Origin of the sequence: Pseudomonas paraveronii, from assembly GCF_963681955.1 — a bacterium.
GTDB classification, from domain to species: domain Bacteria; phylum Pseudomonadota; class Gammaproteobacteria; order Pseudomonadales; family Pseudomonadaceae; genus Aquipseudomonas; species Aquipseudomonas paraveronii.
On the sequence record NZ_OY817130.1, the window covers coordinates 1,419,941 to 1,437,713 of the forward strand.

Annotated in this window: 19 protein-coding genes; 15 read left to right on the top strand and 4 right to left on the bottom strand. The window is 61.4% G+C overall.

What is annotated here, in order from left to right; genetic code table 11:
* Positions 1-31: 31 nt before the first annotated feature.
* The 9 genes from U5A08_RS06270 (at position 32) to U5A08_RS06310 (ending at position 8,402) form a co-directional block, all read left to right on the top strand.
* On the top strand, positions 32-1,033 hold the full coding sequence (locus U5A08_RS06270) for a response regulator (protein ID WP_247402806.1): 1,002 nt from the start codon (positions 32-34) through the stop codon (positions 1,031-1,033).
* A gap of 228 nt (positions 1,034-1,261) precedes the next feature.
* Positions 1,262-2,357 (top strand): peptide chain release factor 2 gene (gene prfB / locus U5A08_RS06275; protein WP_247402803.1). Its coding sequence is split into 2 segments (ribosomal slippage): positions 1,262-1,333 and positions 1,335-2,357, totalling 1,095 coding nucleotides; the frame shifts between segments, so codons are not numbered across the junction.
* Between the two features lie 70 nt (positions 2,358-2,427).
* Positions 2,428-3,930: a lysine--tRNA ligase gene (gene lysS, locus U5A08_RS06280; protein ID WP_321850800.1), complete on the top strand. Its 1,503-nt coding sequence runs from the start codon at positions 2,428-2,430 to the stop codon at positions 3,928-3,930.
* Between the two features lie 106 nt (positions 3,931-4,036).
* The gene (locus U5A08_RS06285) at positions 4,037-4,753 is read left to right on the top strand and encodes a TetR/AcrR family transcriptional regulator (protein WP_253393696.1); all 717 of its coding nucleotides are present in this window, start codon (positions 4,037-4,039) and stop codon (positions 4,751-4,753) included.
* A 15-nt stretch (positions 4,754-4,768) separates the two neighbouring features.
* Positions 4,769-5,317 (top strand): hypothetical protein, encoded by a 549-nt coding sequence (locus U5A08_RS06290; protein WP_247402797.1) that lies wholly within the window; start codon positions 4,769-4,771, stop codon positions 5,315-5,317.
* A gap of 21 nt (positions 5,318-5,338) precedes the next feature.
* Positions 5,339-6,616, top strand: coding sequence for a flavohemoglobin expression-modulating QEGLA motif protein (locus U5A08_RS06295; RefSeq protein ID WP_253393700.1), 1,278 nt, complete (start codon positions 5,339-5,341; stop codon positions 6,614-6,616).
* A 108-nt stretch (positions 6,617-6,724) separates the two neighbouring features.
* Complete coding sequence (locus U5A08_RS06300; protein ID WP_321850805.1) at positions 6,725-7,630, top strand: alpha/beta hydrolase; 906 nt, start codon at positions 6,725-6,727, stop codon at positions 7,628-7,630.
* On the top strand, positions 7,627-7,953 hold the full coding sequence (locus U5A08_RS06305; protein WP_247402792.1) for a PA3694 family proteiin: 327 nt from the start codon (positions 7,627-7,629) through the stop codon (positions 7,951-7,953). Before U5A08_RS06300 ends, U5A08_RS06305 begins: the two co-directional genes overlap by 4 nt.
* 119 nt (positions 7,954-8,072) lie before the next feature.
* Positions 8,073-8,402 carry a hypothetical protein gene (locus U5A08_RS06310; protein WP_321850807.1) on the top strand — a complete coding sequence of 110 codons (330 nt, stop codon included), beginning with the start codon at positions 8,073-8,075 and terminating at the stop codon, positions 8,400-8,402.
* 54 nt (positions 8,403-8,456) lie between these two features.
* Here the strand turns inward: U5A08_RS06310 and lptF are convergent, their stop codons facing one another.
* The 3 genes from lptF to U5A08_RS06325 form a co-directional block, all read right to left on the bottom strand.
* Positions 8,457-9,242: a lipotoxin F family OmpA-related lipoprotein LptF gene (gene lptF, locus U5A08_RS06315; protein WP_253393706.1), complete on the bottom strand. Its 786-nt coding sequence runs from the start codon at positions 9,240-9,242 to the stop codon at positions 8,457-8,459.
* Between the two features lie 56 nt (positions 9,243-9,298).
* Positions 9,299-9,724 carry a DUF4398 domain-containing protein gene (locus U5A08_RS06320; protein WP_247402785.1) on the bottom strand — a complete coding sequence of 142 codons (426 nt, stop codon included), beginning with the start codon at positions 9,722-9,724 and terminating at the stop codon, positions 9,299-9,301.
* Positions 9,725-10,007: 283 nt separating this feature from the next.
* Positions 10,008-10,352, bottom strand: coding sequence for a pilin assembly protein (locus tag U5A08_RS06325; RefSeq protein ID WP_247402782.1), 345 nt, complete (start codon positions 10,350-10,352; stop codon positions 10,008-10,010).
* A 198-nt stretch (positions 10,353-10,550) separates the two neighbouring features.
* On the opposite strand from U5A08_RS06325, the gene ppc reads away from it, so the two are divergent.
* The 6 genes from ppc (at position 10,551) to U5A08_RS06355 (ending at position 17,078) form a co-directional block, all read left to right on the top strand.
* A complete protein-coding gene (ppc, locus tag U5A08_RS06330; RefSeq protein ID WP_253393710.1) occupies positions 10,551-13,196 on the top strand; it encodes a phosphoenolpyruvate carboxylase in 2,646 nt (881 codons plus the stop codon).
* A gap of 280 nt (positions 13,197-13,476) precedes the next feature.
* Positions 13,477-14,124, top strand: coding sequence for an adenylate kinase (gene adk / locus U5A08_RS06335; RefSeq protein WP_017844708.1), 648 nt, complete (start codon positions 13,477-13,479; stop codon positions 14,122-14,124).
* 89 nt (positions 14,125-14,213) lie between these two features.
* Positions 14,214-14,900, top strand: a complete 687-nt coding sequence (gene tsaB, locus U5A08_RS06340) for a tRNA (adenosine(37)-N6)-threonylcarbamoyltransferase complex dimerization subunit type 1 TsaB (RefSeq protein WP_321850811.1) — start codon at positions 14,214-14,216, stop codon at positions 14,898-14,900.
* Between the two features lie 160 nt (positions 14,901-15,060).
* Positions 15,061-15,363: a hypothetical protein gene (locus U5A08_RS06345; protein WP_247407821.1), complete on the top strand. Its 303-nt coding sequence runs from the start codon at positions 15,061-15,063 to the stop codon at positions 15,361-15,363.
* On the top strand, positions 15,363-16,223 hold the full coding sequence (locus U5A08_RS06350; protein ID WP_321850814.1) for a DUF72 domain-containing protein: 861 nt from the start codon (positions 15,363-15,365) through the stop codon (positions 16,221-16,223). The genes U5A08_RS06345 and U5A08_RS06350 overlap by 1 nt, the downstream gene beginning before the upstream one ends.
* 27 nt (positions 16,224-16,250) lie before the next feature.
* On the top strand, positions 16,251-17,078 hold the full coding sequence (locus tag U5A08_RS06355; RefSeq protein WP_321850815.1) for an isocitrate lyase/PEP mutase family protein: 828 nt from the start codon (positions 16,251-16,253) through the stop codon (positions 17,076-17,078).
* 29 nt (positions 17,079-17,107) lie between these two features.
* Here the strand turns inward: U5A08_RS06355 and U5A08_RS06360 are convergent, their stop codons facing one another.
* Entirely contained in the window at positions 17,108-17,728 is a 621-nt protein-coding gene (locus U5A08_RS06360; RefSeq protein ID WP_321850816.1) for an energy transducer TonB, read from the bottom strand.
* Between the last annotated feature and the right edge of the window lie 45 nt (positions 17,729-17,773).

The window sequence follows — 17,773 nt, forward strand, 5'->3', positions numbered from 1 at the left end:
GGCTTGCAGGTAGTAATTCAGGTGACTGCACATGAGTGATTTACAGATCGACGGCATCAAGACCGACGAAAATGCCGCCATGGTGTTACTGGTGGACGACCAGGCCATGATCGGCGAAGCCGTGCGGCGCGGCCTGGCCCATGAAGAAAACATCGACTTCCACTTTTGCGCCGACCCGCACCAGGCCATTGCCCAGGCGATCCGCATTAAACCGACGGTGATCCTGCAGGACCTGGTGATGCCCGGCCTGGACGGCCTGACGCTGGTGCGCGAATACCGCAATCACCCGGCCACGCAGAACATCCCGATCATCGTGCTCTCCACCAAGGAGGACCCGCTGATCAAAAGCGCGGCGTTCTCGGCGGGGGCCAACGACTATCTGGTCAAGCTGCCGGACAACATCGAGCTGGTGGCGCGTATCCGCTATCACTCACGCTCCTACATGACCCTGTTGCAGCGTGATGCGGCCTATCGTGCGCTGCGCGTCAGCCAGCAGCAACTGTTGGACACCAATCTGGTGCTGCAACGCCTGATGAACTCCGACGGCCTCACCGGGCTGTCCAACCGCCGTCACTTCGACGAATACCTGGAGCTGGAATGGCGCCGGGCCATGCGTGACCAGGCCCAATTGTCGTTGCTGATGATCGACGTGGACTTCTTCAAGACCTACAACGACAGTTTCGGCCACGTCGAAGGCGATGAAGCCCTGCGCAAAGTCGCCGCCGCCATCCGCGAAGCCAGCAGCCGCCCTTCGGACCTGCCGGCGCGCTACGGCGGCGAAGAATTCGCCCTGGTACTGCCAAATACCTCGCCGGGCGGCGCGCGCCTGGTCGCCGAAAAACTGCGCATGGCCGTCGAAGCCCTGAAAATCCCGCACATCGCCCCGGCCGAGGGCGCGAGCCTGACCATCAGCATCGGCTTGTCGACCATGACGCCGGTGCAGGGCACCGATTGCCGGCAACTGATCATGGCGGCAGACAAGGGGTTGTATACGGCCAAGAACAATGGGCGCAATCAAGTCGGTATCGAGTAATCCGAGGCCAGTGCAGATCCAAATGTGGGAGGGGCGGTGCGACGACTCGACTTGCCCCCCGATGGCGGGGGTGTAGGGCTGACACCCCGCCATCGGGGGGCAAGCCCCCTCTCACAGTGGATATTCACTGTTCTTGAACCTGCCTTTTCGCCAAGCGGACTGCCGTTTGCGCACGTTTGTCGTTATACTCGTCGGCTTTCAAAAGTTCGCCAACGAGTGCTGCCCGCCATGGAAATCAACCCGATCCTTAACACCATCAAGGACCTGTCCGAGCGCTCCGAAACTATTCGGGGGTATCTTTGACTACGATCAAAAGCATGAGCGTCTGACCGAAGTCAATCGCGAGCTTGAAGATCCGAGTGTCTGGAACAACCCTGAATACGCCCAGGAACTGGGCCGCGAGCGCGCTGCGCTGGCGCAGATCGTCGACACCCTGGACGAGTTGAACACCGGTCTGGCCGATTGCCGCGACCTGCTGGACATGGCTGTCGAAGAAAACGACGAAGGTGCAGTGGGCGATGTCGTCGCCGAGCTGGCCCGTCTCGAGGAAAACCTCGCCAAGCTTGAATTCCGCCGCATGTTCAGCCACGAAATGGACCCGAACAACGCCTACCTGGACATCCAGGCCGGTTCCGGCGGCACCGAAGCACAGGACTGGGCCAACATCCTGCTGCGCATGTACCTGCGCTGGGCCGACAAACGCGGTTTCGACGCAACCATCATGGAACTGTCGGCCGGTGAAGTCGCCGGCATCAAAGGCGCGACCGTGCACATCAAGGGTGAATACGCCTTCGGTTGGCTGCGTACCGAGATCGGCGTGCATCGTCTGGTGCGCAAGAGCCCGTTCGACTCCGGCAACCGTCGCCACACCTCGTTCAGCGCGGTGTTTGTCTCGCCAGAGATCGACGACAAGGTCGAAATCGAGATCAACCCGTCCGACCTGCGGATCGACACCTATCGCTCCTCCGGTGCCGGTGGTCAGCACGTAAACACCACCGACTCGGCTGTACGTATTACCCACGTGCCGACCAACACCGTGGTCTGTTGCCAGAACGAGCGTTCCCAGCACGCGAACAAGGACACCGCCATGAAAATGCTGCGGGCCAGGTTGTACGAGCAGGAAATGCAGAAACGCAACGCCGCTTCCCAGGCGTTGGAAGACACCAAGTCGGATATCGGCTGGGGTCACCAGATCCGTTCTTATGTTCTGGATGCGTCGCGGATCAAGGATCTGCGCACTAACATCGAACGCAGCGACTGCGACAAGGTGCTCGACGGCGATATCGACGAATACCTGGAAGCCAGCCTCAAATCGGGGCTGTAAACCGCCAGCCCGACCTCAAGTCCCCCGTCAGTGGCGGGGGCAACGAACCTGTGATGGAAAATTTAAAGACATGAGCGACCAACAACTCGACCCGCAAGCCCTGCAACAGGAAGAAAACTCCCTGATCGCCCTGCGCAAGGAAAAGCTTGCTGCCGAGCGCGCCAAGGGCAATGCCTTCCCCAACGACTTCCGCCGCGATGCCTACTGCGAAGACTTGCAGAAGCAGTACGCGGACAAGACCAAGGAAGAGCTGGCAGAGGCTGCGATCCCGGTCAAGGTGGCAGGTCGCATCATGCTCAACCGTGGCTCGTTCATGGTGATCCAGGACATGTCCGGGCGCATCCAGGTCTACGTCAACCGTAAGACCCTGTCGGAAGAAACCCTGGCCGCCGTGAAAACCTGGGACCTGGGCGACATCATCGCCGCCGAAGGCACCCTGGCCCGTTCCGGCAAAGGCGACCTGTACGTTGAAATGACCCGCGTGCGCCTGCTGACCAAATCCCTGCGCCCGCTGCCGGACAAGCACCACGGCCTGTCCGACACCGAGCAGCGCTATCGCCAGCGCTACGTTGACCTGATCGTCAACGAAGACGTGCGCCACACCTTCCGCGTGCGTTCGCAAGTGATTGCCCACACCCGCGCCTTCCTGATGAAGCGTGACTTCCTGGAAGTGGAAACGCCGATGCTGCAGACCATCCCCGGTGGTGCCGCAGCCAAGCCGTTCGAAACCCACCACAACGCGCTGGACATGGGCATGTACCTGCGTATCGCGCCTGAGTTGTACCTCAAGCGCCTGGTGGTCGGCGGCTTTGAAAAAGTGTTCGAGATCAACCGCAACTTCCGTAACGAAGGCGTCTCGACCCGGCACAACCCTGAGTTCACCATGTTGGAGTTCTACCAGGCCTACGCCGACTACGAAGACAACATGGACCTGACCGAAGAACTGTTCCGCGAACTCGCGCAGCTTGTTCTGGGGACTACCGACGTGCCGTATGGCGACAAGGTGTTCCACTTCGGCGAGCCGTTCGTGCGTCTGTCGGTATTCGACTCGATCCTCAAGTACAACCCTGAGCTGACCGCCGACGACCTGACCGACATCGACAAGGCCCGTGCCATCGCCAAGAAAGCCGGCGCCAAGGTGCTGGGCTTCGAAGGCCTGGGCAAGCTGCAGGTGATGATTTTCGAAGAACTGGTGGAGCACAAGCTGGAACAGCCGCACTTCATTACCCAGTACCCGTTCGAAGTGTCGCCGCTGGCCCGTCGCAACGATGACAACCCGAACGTCACCGACCGTTTCGAACTGTTCATCGGCGGCCGTGAAATCGCCAACGCCTACTCCGAGCTGAACGACGCGGAAGACCAGGCCGAGCGCTTTATGGCCCAGGTGGCCGACAAAGACGCTGGCGACGACGAAGCCATGCACTACGACGCCGACTTCGTGCGCGCCCTGGAATACGGCATGCCGCCGACTGCGGGTGAAGGTATCGGCATCGACCGCCTGGTGATGTTGTTGACCAACTCGCCGTCGATTCGCGACGTGATCTTGTTCCCGCATATGCGGCCACAAGCGTAAGCGAAGCGAAATCCGAAGCCGCCTTTTATAAGGCGGCTTTTTTATGCGGCGTAAATAAGCGTCAAGCAAACAGCGCCAGGTTTTGATCTTTTCAAGGATGTGTGTCGTGAACCGCGTAATCGCTCAAGAAGGCGCCGCCGGCATTGCCGCTGCCGTGGTTGAAAGCGTCCAGTACCAGGGCCGTAAGGCCAGTCGCCGGGGTAGCGAGCAACGCCGGCAGGACATTCTCGATGCCGCCATGCGCATCGTGGTGCGTGACGGCGTGCGGGCCGTGCGCCACCGCGCAGTGGCGGCGGAGGCTGGGGTGCCCTTGTCGGCGACCACCTATTACTTCAAGGACATCGATGACCTGCTCACCGATACCTTCGCCCAATACGTCGAGCGCAGCGCCGCGTTCATGGGCAAGCTGTGGGTGCGTAACGAAGGCTTGCTGCGCGAGATGGTCGCGTATGGCGATGGCAGCCCGGAGTCACGCTCGCAACTGGCCGATGACATTGCGCGGCTGACCGCCGATTACGTGCAGCGCCAATTGAGCAATCGTCGCGAGTACCTGATGGCCGAACAGGCCTTTCGCCAGGAAGCCTTGCTCAACCCGCGCCTGGCCGAGTTGGTGCGCTCCCACCAGCAGATCCTGCTGCAGGGCACCGGGCAGTTTTTCCAGGTATTGGGCTCGCGCGAGCCGCAACAGGATGCCAAAGTGTTGACGGCGATTATCGGTCGGATGGAATATCAGGGCCTGCTGGACGGCGCTGAGCCGCTGAGCGCTGACGAAATGCTTGAGATCCTCAAGCGTTACATGCATTTGGTGTTGGCCTCGGTCTGACACCGGGAGTGTCCAATGAAAGCCTGGCGTGTCGCGGTCATCGCCTTGTCGTTCCTTTTACTCAGCGGTTGCCTGGTGACCTTCAAGGAGCCGCTGCCGGCCAGTGAGGCGGCGCCTGCTGCGCTGTTGGGCCAATGGACGAGCAAGAATGCGTGGGGCGAGCCGCTCAACCTGCAGATCAGTCGCGCCGGTGAACACCGCTACAAAGCCGTGAGCTACCCTCAGGCCAAGCCCGGCCAGCGTGATGAGTACGTGTTCAGCGTCTCGCGCCATGGCAATCGCTGGTATCTGTCGGCGCCGTTGCCGGGCAAATTCGGCGGGCATTACGTCCTGGCGGGGTTCGAGCTCGACGAAACGCACGAATTGGTGGTCTATAACCTCGACCTTGAGCAAATCCACCAGGCCATCGGGCAACAGGCGTTGCACGGCAGCACCGTAGACACCGTGGAAGGTGCCGGCGTACTGGTCGACAGCCCCATGAACCAGGTGTTTGCCTACCTGGATGACCCGGCCAATGCCGATGTGTTCGTTGAAGCCGTGCGCTACCGGCGTGCGGATAAATAACGTTTAAAGAGGAAGTACCGGGTGGACGATTACCAGCAGACGATACGCAGCTTGTCCGATCGCATTGTGCTGGCGCAAACACCGATCCGCGTCCTCGACGCGGTGAAATGGGACGATAACATTCGCCAGGGGTTCCTCAAGGCCAAGGGCAAGTCAATGCCCGCGGTGGACCGCGATTACTACCTGAACCGGCCACTGTCGTTCGATTCGAGCGCGGTAAAGCTGGAGTTTCAGAACATCGAGCGCGACATCACCCGCCGCCTCGGCCAGTTCAGTCCCGTGGGCCAGATCATGCGCCGCATGTGCCGGGAGTACCGCATGGTGGTGCGCATGCTCGAAGCACGCGGCACCGAGGATTTCGGCCTGATTTCCCAGGAACTGTACGGCGCCGCCTCCGATGCCTTCCACGCTGGCGATCCGACCCTGGCGGACCTCGGCCTGATGCTGTCCGACTACTTGAACAATATCGACGGTCGTGGCGACCTGAAGGACGAGGCCAAGACCCTCACCGCCAAGGACGCGGTCAGCCTGCTGCAAACCCGCCTGAACAAGGTGTTTGGCGAGGCCGAGGAAACCATCCGCGTGTTCGAGTCCGACGGGATCGTCGCCGACGCGGCGGCGGGTGCCGACTACATCAAGATCCGCGCCGATGCGATGTTCAACGACCGCGACGTGCGCGCCCTCGAAGTGCATGAAGGCCTGGTGCATGTGGGCACCACCCTCAACGGCCAGAACCAGCCGATCTGCACCTTCCTGTCCAAGGGCCCGCCCTCGTCGACCGTGACCCAGGAAGGCCTGGCGATCCTGATGGAAATCATCACCTTTGCCTCCTACCCGAGTCGCTTGCGCAAGCTGACCAACCGCACCCGCGCCATCCACATGGTGGAAGAGGGCGCCGACTTCCTGCAGGTGTTCGACTTCTTCCGTGAACAAGGCTTTGAAATGGCCGAAAGCTACGGCAACGCCAGCCGGGTGTTTCGCGGCTCGGTGCCGAATGGTCTGCCGTTTACCAAGGATTTGTCCTACCTCAAGGGCTTTATCATGGTCTACAACTACATCCAGCTAGCCGTGCGCAAAGGCAAGCTGGAACAAGTGCCGTTGCTGTTCTGCGGCAAGACCACCCTGGAAGACATGCGCACCCTGCGTCAGTTGGTCGACGAAGGCCTGGTGGTGCCGCCCAAGTACCTTCCGGAGCAGTTCCGCGACATGAATGCACTGGCGGCGTGGATGTGCTTCTCCAACTTCCTCAACCATTTGAGCCTGGATCGGATCGAGGCGGATTACTCCAACATCCTGTAAAGGCTGAACTGACCCAAACGGTTCAACAAGGAGGGAGGGGGCAAGCCCCCTCCCACAGTTGGACCTGCACACGCCTGAACATTTCGACTATCAGCGAGGCTTCAACGGATGAGAATCCTCGGCATTCTTTGCCTGCTACTCACACTGAACGGCTGCAGTTCCCTGCTGTTCTACCCGGAGCCCGGCTTGCCGTTCACGCCGCAAAAGGCGCACCTGGAATATCGCGACGTCACGCTCACCACGGCCGACGGCGTCAAGCTGCATGCCTGGTGGTTGCCGGCCAAACCCGGGGTGCCGCTCAAGGGCACGGTGCTGCACCTGCACGGCAACGGTGGCAACCTGGCCTGGCACCTGGGCGGCAGTTGGTGGTTGCCGGAGCAAGGCTATCAGGTCCTGTTGCTGGATTATCGCGGTTATGGGCTGTCGCAAGGCAAGCCATCGTTACCGGCGATCTATCAAGACATCGACGCGGCTTTCAGTTGGCTCGACCAGGCGCCTGAGACCCAGGGCCAGCCGTTGATCGTCCTCGGCCAAAGCCTGGGCGGCGCGCTGGCCGTGCATTACCTGGCGGCCCACCCGGAGCGGCAGACCCGGCTCAAGGCCCTGGTGCTGGACGGCGTGCCTGCCAGTTATCGTGACGTAGGACAATTCGCCCTGAGCACCTCCTGGTTAACATGGCCGTTTCAAGTGCCCTTGTCTTGGCTGGTGCCCGACGCCGACAGTGCGATCAATGCCATGCCCCAGTTGACCGGGGTGCCGAAACTGCTGTTCCACAGCCTCGATGACCCCATCGTGCCGCTGTCCAATGGCATCCGCTTGTATCAGGCCGCGCCTGCACCCAGGGTGTTGCAACTGACCCGCGGCGGCCATGTGCAGACCTTTGCCGACAAGACCTGGCAAACTGTGATGCTGCGTTATCTGGATGACCCGCTGCATTTCAACGGCCTGCGCCGCCTGGGCGAAATTCCGAATTACCCTATTCCTAAAGTTGACTCATCAGAGAGCCCGCAATGAGCGAAGAACGCAACATGATCCCGCTGATCCTCACCGGCATCGGCACCATCATCGGCACCGTCGGTTGCCTGTGGTTTTATGGCTACCTGCATTTCGCCAAACCGGACGACGCGTTGCTGCTCAGCGACTTCACCATGCTCAAGACCGTGCCCGGCGAGGACTACAAGATCTCCCTGACCCCGGCGGCGCAAGTGGCGCAATGCGTCGATGGCGTGCTGGTGATGTTCGATACCGAGCAAAAAGGCCTCAGCGGTGTGCTGGTGAACAACAAAAAACAGGCCGTGCGTTGCGTAGGCCAGGAAACCCCGCAGTTGCAGCAGTAGTCAGTTGCGGGCAGCACCGTCCGGCTTGAAATTTCTGGAACCGTTTTGCGTAAGACGCCACTGATTGGCTTGTCAGCGTTGCTGATAACAATCCTTACGAAAAAATCCGGGAGAGCGGAATGGCTATCAGTGCAATCGATAGAGCGATGGGCATGGTCAATGGGCAGAACAGCCTTGATCAGGGCGGTTCGCAAGATGTTGAGCAGCAGCAGGGGAAGATGGAACCTGAGCTGATCAAGAAGCTTCTGGAGATGTTGGCAGGTGCTGGTGCCGGCGGTTCTCAGGGGGCTGGCGGTTCTCAAGGTGGTGGTAGTGGCGGTGGTTCTCAGGGCTCTGGCGGTTCCGGCGGACAGCCGGATATGGAGCAACTGAACAAGATGATGAGCGGTCGCCAAGGCATGCAAGCGATGATGCCGGAGAGTGATAACGGTCGTAAGATCGGCGGTTGATAGGCAAAAAAACCCCACCGTTCAGGTGGGGCTCTTGTTTCCAGCGTCAATCAATCAGTAAGCGACGGACGAACGTGGCTTGACTGGCTGGTTGTCGTTGGAAATGGTCACTTCTACGCGGCGGTTCATGGCGCGGCCCGACACGCTGCCGTTATCGGCAACCGGGTATTCCTTGCCATAGCCCTGGGTCACGATGCGCGAAATGTCCACGCCTTGCTGGGCCAGTGCGCGCTGTACGGAGGCCGCACGGCGCTCGGACAGGCTCTGGTTGTACGAATCGGAACCGGTGCTGTCGGTGTAGCCTTCGACGATCACTTTACGGTCCGGATTATCGCGCAGGAACTGCGCCAGCTTGGTGATGTTGACCAGGCCGGTGGACTTCAGGTCGGACTTGTTGGTGGCAAACAGCACGTCACCAAAGGTCACCAGGGTGCCGCGCTCAGTCTGCTTGGCGTTCAGGCTGTCTTGCAGTTGCTTGATCTGCGCATCACGGGCATCGAGCAGGGCGCGGGCGCGCTCGTCACCGGCGTTTTTCAACTTGGCTTCGGATTCGCGCAGCGCGATGGTGTCTTTGGCCACTTCAACACGCTGGTTGGTCAGGTAAGCCAACTGGTCGACTTTCTTCTGGTCTTCCTTGTCGCGGTAAGCCTTGTCCGCCTTGTCCAGCCATTCGCTGGCGTCCTTGGTTTCCAGGGCCGCTATCTTGGTGGCTTGCGGGTTGGCCTGCAGGGCCGAGAAGTTGGTCCGTGCATTTTCCAGGTTCGCGTTCGGCGGGGTGGAGCAAGCCGCCAGAGCAACGCTCATCGCCAGCAGGGCAGGGATCATCAATTGTTTGCGCATAGTCGTGTCGTCCTTTCAATTCGATATCAGGTGCGATGCAGCCAAGGGGCGGCGCCTTATTTCTGCTGGATAGCGGCCGGGCGCATGCCTTCCTTGCGCAGCTCGTCAACCGCTTTCTGCGAGTCCTTCACCGCCAGTTCGGCCTTGGCGGCCTGGGCTTTACGCTCAGCGACGCGGGCGTCCCACTCGGCTTGCTCGGCCAGGCGACGGGCTTCGTCATAGTTCTTGTCGTGCATGGCGATTTCGGCTTGCTTGAGCTTGTCCTGGGCCGACTTCATTTCCACGGCGGCAAACTCGGTGCCGCCAGCGCTGACGGCGCTGTTGACCGCAGACTGGGTCACGGCGTATTGCTCGGTCGGTGGGTTGCCGGCGCAGCCCGCCAGGACGAAGCTGGTGCCGATTGCCAGCGCGGCCAGTTTGAGCCCGCGCAGGTGGTTAAACGTAGATTTGGCAGTGCTGGTCTTCATCGTTTTCAACTCCATTGGATAACGCCTCAAAACATCAAAGTCCATCTCACTGGTCAGCGGCTGCGGGCCCGGCGGTAAAGCGCGAAACGCCTATTCAAACGGCCGTTCCAAGTGATGGCTTACTGGCTGTGACCTGAGGCTTTTTTCAAAAGTTCAGAGAAGATGGCGATTTGCCAAAAAAAATATCTGACTGAACGGTCAGCGCTTTTTGGCTTGAACTTTCGCCGCGCGCAGAGGTACTCCGGGCCCTTGTGAGGCCCGGAAATACGTGAGGTGAAGAGTGTTTAAGGACGGTTGGTCAGTGCTTCGGTTCGTCGGCACTGGCCGACATGTCGTGCAGATAGCGGCGCGACAACGTCAGAAAACGCGGCGTGGGGCCAACGTCTTCATACAGCGGATCGCCCTCTTCGTCGGTGGCAATCACATGCTGGCCCTTGATATACGGAAAGCTGGCTTCCAGCTCTTCAAGGGCGGCACCGATCAACTCGCCGAGCAACTCTTCTGGGTGGCGCTTGGGGTACATCTCCGCAATGGCCGCCAGCCGCGCGGCGGATTCCACGTCCAGATGGATCGCGTACTCCGTCTTGGTCAGGTGACCCTTGGCGTTTTCTTCCCAATGCTGGGCCAGTTCTCGAATTTTCATGGCAACCTCAATAAAACCCACGGTAACGGGCGGTGATGAGTGACCAGCCGCCTGTGTGGATAAACACGGCGGCTCAATATTGAGACTAGCTGCAAGCCACAAGGTTTAAAGTCGTTTGTGGTTGGCCTTGTCAGACAGTGACGCGGGCGGCACTCTGGAAGGCCTGCGCGCCCCGGATTTCTGCCTGGAGATTGGCTGATGAGTGATATTGATGCACGTTTGCGTGAGGATGTTCACCTGCTGGGTGAACTGTTGGGCAATACCATTCGAGAGCAGTACGGCGATGATTTTCTCGACAAGATCGAGCAAATCCGCAAAGGCGCCAAGGCTGACCGCCGTGGCGCGGCGGCCGAGCAGGCGGCGGGCGAGGAACTCAGCGCCAGTCTGAACCAGTTGCAGGAAAACGAACTGCTGCCCGTCGCCCGGGCCTTCAACCAGTTCCTCAACCTGGCCAACATCGCCGAGCAATATCAGTTGATTCATCGGCGCGATGAGTCGCAACCGGCGCCCTTCGAATCGCGTGTGTTGCCGGAGTTGTTGGCGCGCCTGCAACGCGAAGGCCACAGCAATGAATCCCTGGCCCGTCAGTTGGGGCGCCTGGAGATCGAGCTGGTCCTCACCGCCCACCCCACCGAAGTGGCCCGTCGCACCCTGATCCAGAAATACGATGCGATTGCCGCGCAGTTGGCACTGAAGGATCACCGTGACCTCACCACGGCCGAGCGCGAGCAGATCCGCGAGCGCCTGCAACGGCTGATCGCCGAAGCCTGGCACACCGAAGAAATCCGCCGTACCCGGCCTACGCCCGTGGACGAAGCCAAATGGGGCTTCGCGGTGATCGAGCACTCGTTATGGCAGGCGATTCCGAATTACTTGCGCAAAGCCGACCATGCGCTGCACGCCGCCACCGGCCTGCACCTGCCTTTGGAGGCGGCGCCGATTCGCTTCGCCTCGTGGATGGGCGGCGACCGTGACGGCAACCCGAATGTCACCGCGCCGGTCACCCGCGAAGTCTTGCTGCTGGCGCGATGGATGGCGGCCGATCTGTACCTGCGCGATATCGATCACCTGGCCTCGGAGCTGTCGATGCAGCAGGCCAGCCCGGCGTTGCAAGCCAAGGTCGGCGATAGCGTCGAGCCATATCGCGTGCTGCTCAAGCAACTGCGTGATCGCCTGCGTGCGACCCGCCAATGGGCGCACGCGTCGTTGAGCGCGGGCATCCCGGCGCCGGCGGATGTGTTGCAAAGCAACCGCGACCTGCTGGACCCGCTGGAGCTGTGCTACCAGTCGCTGCATGAGTGCGGCATGGGCGTGATCGCTGATGGCCCGTTGCTCGATTGCCTGCGCCGTGCGGTCACCTTTGGCCTGTTCCTGGTGCGGCTGGATGTGCGCCAGGACTCCAGCCGGCACACGGCGGCGATGACCGAAATCACCGATTATCTCGGTCTGGGTCGTTACGAAGACTGGAACGAAGAGATGCGCATCAGCTTCCTGATGAAGGAACTGGCCAATCGTCGACCGCTGCTGCCGGGCTATTTCAAACCGTCGGCCGATACCGCTGAAGTGTTGAACACCTGTAGGGAAATCGCCGCCGCACCGGCCGCGTCCCTGGGGTCGTATGTCATCTCGATGGCCGGCGCCGCGTCGGATGTGCTCGCGGTGCAACTGCTGCTCAAAGAGTCGGGCGTGCAACGGCCGATGCGTGTGGTGCCGCTGTTCGAAACCCTGGCCGACCTCGACAACGCCGGCCCTGTGATCGAAAAACTGTTGCTGCTGCCGGGTTACCGCGCGCGGCTGCAAGGCCCGCAGGAAGTGATGATCGGCTACTCGGACTCGGCCAAGGACGCTGGCACCACCGCCGCTGCCTGGGCGCAGTACCGGGCGCAGGAGCGCCTGGTGGATATCTGCCGCGAGCAACAGGTGGAACTGCTGTTGTTCCATGGCCGCGGCGGTACCGTCGGGCGAGGCGGCGGCCCGGCCCACGCGGCGATTCTGTCGCAGCCGCCGGGCTCGGTGGCGGGGCGGTTCCGCACCACCGAACAAGGCGAAATGATCCGCTTCAAATTCGGCCTGCCGGACATCGCCGAGCAGAACCTCAATCTGTACCTGGCGGCGGTATTGGAAGCGACGCTGTTGCCACCGCCGCCACCGGAGCCGGCCTGGCGCCATTTGATGGATGAATTGGCAGCAGACGGTGTCAGCGCCTACCGCGCCGTGGTGCGGGAAAATCCGCAATTCGTCGAGTATTTCCGCCAGTCCACCCCGGAGCAGGAGTTGGGGCGCCTACCCTTGGGCAGTCGCCCGGCCAAACGCCGTGCCGGTGGTATTGAAAGCCTGCGGGCGATCCCGTGGATCTTCGGTTGGACCCAGACCCGCCTGATGCTGCCCGCCTGGCTCGGCTGGGAAGCGGCGCTGAGCAAGGCGCTGGAGCGCGGGGAGGGTGAGTTGCTGGGGCAGATGCGCGAGCAATGGCCGTTCTTCCGCACCCGCATCGATATGCTCGAGATGGTGCTGGCCAAGGCCGATGCCGATATCGCGCGGCTCTATGACGAGCGTTTGGTGCAGCCGGAGCTGTTGCCGTTGGGTGCGCATTTACGCGACCTATTGTCGCAGGCTTGCCAGGTGGTGCTTGGCCTGACCGGCCAGTCGCAACTGCTTGCCCACAGCCCGGATACCCTGGAGTTCATCCGTCTGCGTAACACCTACCTCGACCCCTTGCACTTGTTGCAGGCCGAATTGCTGGCGCGTTCGCGTCGCCAGGAAGCGGCGCAAGACAGCCCTCTGGAACAGGCGCTGCTGGTGTCCGTGGCTGGTATCGCCGCCGGTTTGCGCAACACCGGCTGAGGTTTTTTGCGTGTTCTCAACGGCTTGCGGATAACCCACGACGGCCGCCCTGAAAAGGGCGGTCGGCGTTTAGGGGGTCGGGTTGCACCCAGGCACACCTCTCCTATGACGCATGTGCGGTGCGGGTTTTTCCTACTTTTGGCGGCTTGTGTGGTTTGGGCCTGCTGTGTATCTTGATCAGCCTTTGGCCGTTTGGGCGGCCTGGGCCCATATTTTTACGAGATTGGCCCCACGCGGCGAATCCGAGCGTCATCTCTATAAAAAATTGAGGAGCACATCGATGCGCGTCATTCTGCTGGGAGCTCCCGGGGCCGGTAAAGGTACTCAGGCAAAGTTCATCACTGAAAAATTTGGCATTCCACAAATCTCCACCGGTGACATGCTGCGCGCTGCGGTAAAAGCAGGCACCGAGCTGGGCATTAAAGCCAAAAGCATCATGGATGCTGGCGGCCTGGTTTCCGATGACCTGATCATCGCGCTGGTCCAGGACCGTATCGCACAACCTGATTGCGCCAATGGCTTCCTGTTCGACGGCTTCCCACGCACCATTCCCCAGGCGGAAGCCCTGGTGACGGCGGGTGTCGAGTTGGACGCAGTGGTCGAAATCGCGGTTGAAGATGAAGAGATCGTCCAGCGTATCGCCGGTCGTCGCGTTCACGAGGCCTCGGGTCGCGTGTACCACACCATCTACAACCCGCCGAAAGTCGAAGGCAAGGACGATGTCACCGGCGAAGACCTGGTGCAGCGTAAAGACGACACTGAAGAAACCGTGCGTCATCGCCTGTCGGTCTACCATTCCCAGACCAAACCGCTGGTGGACTTCTACCAGAAGCTGTCGGCTGCCCAAGGCAAGCCGAAATACAGCCACATCCCTGGCGTCGGCTCGGTGGAAGCGATCACCGGCAAGGTGCTGCAAGCGCTGAGCTGATCGAATGATCGGCTTTACGCACAACGGCCCGCTTGCGGGCCGTTGTTGTTTATACTGGCGCACTTTTTTCGACTTGGACACCGACACCGATGAGCACCCTGCTGGCCCTGGACACTGCGACTGAAGCTTGCTCGGTTGCCTTGCTGCACGATGGCAAGGTAACGAGCCACTACGAGGTGATCCCGCGCCTGCACGCGCAGAAGCTGTTGCCGATGATCAAGCAACTGCTGGAGGACGCCGGCACAAGCCTGTCCGCCGTGGACGCCATCGCCTTCGGCCGTGGCCCGGGCGCCTTTACCGGTGTGCGCATCGCCATCGGCGTGGTCCAGGGCTTGGCCTTTGCGTTGCAGCGCCCGGTGTTGCCGGTGTCCAACCTCGCCGTGCTGGCGCAGCGGACGTTGCGCGAACACGGTACACGGCAAGTGGCGGCGGCGATCGATGCGCGGATGGATGAAGTCTATTGGGGCTGCTACCGCGAAACCGACGGCGAGATGCGCCTGGCAGGCGTTGAGGCTGTGCTGCCGCCCGAAGCGGCAGTGTTGCCGAGCGATGCCAGCGGTGACTGGTTCGGAGCCGGCACGGGTTGGGGCTATGGCGAACGCATCGGCGTGCCGCTGGTTGGCCAGGACGCTGCAATGTTGCCGCATGCCGAAGACTTGCTGACCCTGGCGCGCTTTGCGTTCGAGCGTGGCGAGGCGATTGCTGCCGACCTCGCAGCGCCGGTGTACCTGCGCGATAAAGTCGCGCAGACCAAGGCCGAGCGCGGAATTATTTGACGTCAAAAGTGCGGGCATTTTTGGCAAAAACGCGTCAATCGTCAGAATTTGCCCCGGTGTTTAAACCTTTTTCCATTTATGTGTTCTAGTTATCACCAGAGCATTTGCGCGTTATGGATTGCGCCACTAAAATGCCATCACCGATACCGAGTTCGCATCGATGCGTATAGACGGATTTTCCTCACAGTCCTACCCCCTCAAGCGTAAGCCGCGTAAGGCAAACGTCACGGTAGACGAATCCGTCGAGGATTCGCCGGACTTCATCGAGGTCCAGTCCGAAGCGTCGTCCAGCCCCCAAGGCGCCGCAAACGCACGTATCGGCGGTCTTCCCGCCCGTCAGCAAGACATGCTCTTCCCGCGCTCCATGAGCAAAAGCGTCGCCACCGCCCTGGCCAGCTACCTGACCACCGCCGGCTTTGTCGAATGGGATATGGAAGTGCTGGGTCTCGACATCCACATCTGATGCGCCTGCCTTATTTCATCGGTTGCCCGTCCTGGAGTGAAAACGCCTGGCGCGAGTACCTGTACCCCGTCGATGCCCGCTCCAGCGATTACCTCGCGTTGTACTCGCAGGTCTTCAATGCGGTTGAAGGCAATACCACGTTTTATGCGCGCCCGTCGGCTGCCACCGTGCAGCGCTGGGCTGAGATCATGCCCGAGGATTTTCGCTTCACCGCCAAATTCCCCGGGGATATCAGCCACGGCGGCGACCTGCGTGAGCAGTTGCCGGCGGCGCAGAGTTTCGTCGGGTTGATGAGCGCGCTGGGTGAACGCGTTTCACCGCTGTGGCTGCAACTGTCGGCGAGTTTTTCGCCGCAGCGCCTCGGCGAACTGGCCGGGTTTATCGACGGGCTGGAACGCCCCTTGGCCGTGGAAGTGCGTCACCCGGAGTTCTTCGCCAAGGGGGATGCCGAGCGGATGCTCAACCGCCTGCTGCGCGACCGTGGCGTCGAGCGGATCTGCCTTGATCCTCGCGCCTTGTTCAGTTGCACGTCGACCTCGGCGGCCGTGCTGCATGCCCAAGCGAAAAAGCCCAAAGTTCCACCGCGCCCGGCCGCGTTGACCCTGTTTCCCCAAGTGCGGTTTATCGGCCATCCCGAGCTTGAGGCCAACGACCCGTTCCTGATCCCGTGGGTGGAAAAGATCGCCGGCTGGATCGAAGAAGGGCGCACGCCCTACGTGTTCCTGCATACCTCGGATAACCGCCTTGCCGCGCAACTGGCGCTGCGTTTCCACGATAAGCTGATGGCACGTTTGCCCGGCTTACCCGCGTTGCCGACCTTGTACCGTGAACCCGCAGCCGAGCAACTGGGGTTACTCTAAGGCTCCTTTTCCCGCCAGGAGTCAGTCATGGATGCCCAAACCCTTCGCGCCGAAACCTTCAAGGCCCTGCATGAGCGCGATCATGCGTTCGTGATGCCCAACCCGTGGGACGCCGGCTCAGCGATCATGCTCGCCAGCCTCGGCTTTGAAGCCCTGGCCACCACCAGCGCTGGCTACGCGTTCAGCCTGGGGCGCCCGGATGCCGAAGGGGCGTTGTCCCTGGAAGACACCTTGGTCAATGCCGCAATGATCGCCAAGGCCACGGCGTTGCCAGTGGCCGCCGACCTGGAGAACGGCTTCAGCGACACCCCCGACGGTTGCGCCCAGACCATTTTGCGCGCCGCTGCCTGCGGTATCGTCGGCGGCTCCATCGAAGATGCCACGGGTATCGCGGTCGACCCGATCTATCCCTTTGAGCGCTCCGTCGAGCGTGTGGAAGCCGCTGTCGCTGCGGCGCGCAGCCTGCCATTCCGGTTCATGCTGACGGCCCGCGCAGAAAACCTCCTGCATGGTCGCCTGGATTTGCCTGACACTATTCGCCGCCTGCAGGCCTACGCCGAAGCCGGTGCAGACGTGCTCTATGCGCCGGGGCTGCGCAGTGCCGAGGAGGTGCTGGCGGTGGTCAAGGCGGTGGCGCCAAAGCCGGTGAATGTGTTGATGTCCGGCGGCCTGAAACTCAGTGTGGCGCAGTTGAGCGCGATGGGCGTCAAGCGTATCAGCGTGGGCTCGGCCATGGCGCTGGCGGCGTATGGCGAGTTCTACCGGGCGGCGCAGGAGGTGTATGAATCCGGCACCTTTACCTTCACCGAGCGCTCGATGCCCTACAGCCAGGCCAGTCAATTCTTCAAGGATTAAGCGGCGCGGGGTCTCAAGGCTGTTGAGGCTTACGCGGCCAGGCGCAGGTTGTTGACGATCAGCGGGCGGGCCCAGTGGTAGTCGAAGTCCAGGGCTTTTTGCTGGGCGGCCAGCTCTTCTTGCGGGAACGGCGTGGCGGCCGGTGGCAGCAGGTCCAGCTCGAATTCGGCGATTGGCAAGTGCAGTGGCCGCGGTTCCGGCGCTGGGCCGGGTTCCGGCAGCGGTTGGCCGGCGCTCAGCACGATCGGGCGCACCCAGCCGCTTTCAAAACTCTGCTGGCGCTGCTGGGCGATGATCTCTTCTTGCGGGAACGGTGTGGCGGGCGGCGGCAACAACTCGGTTTCGAATTCGGCAATCGGCAGGAACAGCGGTTCAGGCGGGGCGATCTCGGTGTCTTTCACGTCGCACTCACGCTGGGTGAGGATCTGCGACAGCAGGTCGGCACCGGCGCTGGGCTCTACCGCTGGGTCCAGCGGCGCTGGCGCCTTGGCCGCGAGCGCATCCGGCGTTTCACCGAGCTGCTCGGCCAACGCGCGGGCGAAGAAGTCCTGCCACACATGACTGACGCCGGCCAGCGCTTGAGTGTTGCGCAGGCCGTAGTGGTTGTGGGTCGGCAGTACACCGATGGTTAGCGGAAGAATGTCTGACATTTTTCTCGGTCGACGCTCAGCTCTGGCAAAATACCTGATCCTTGT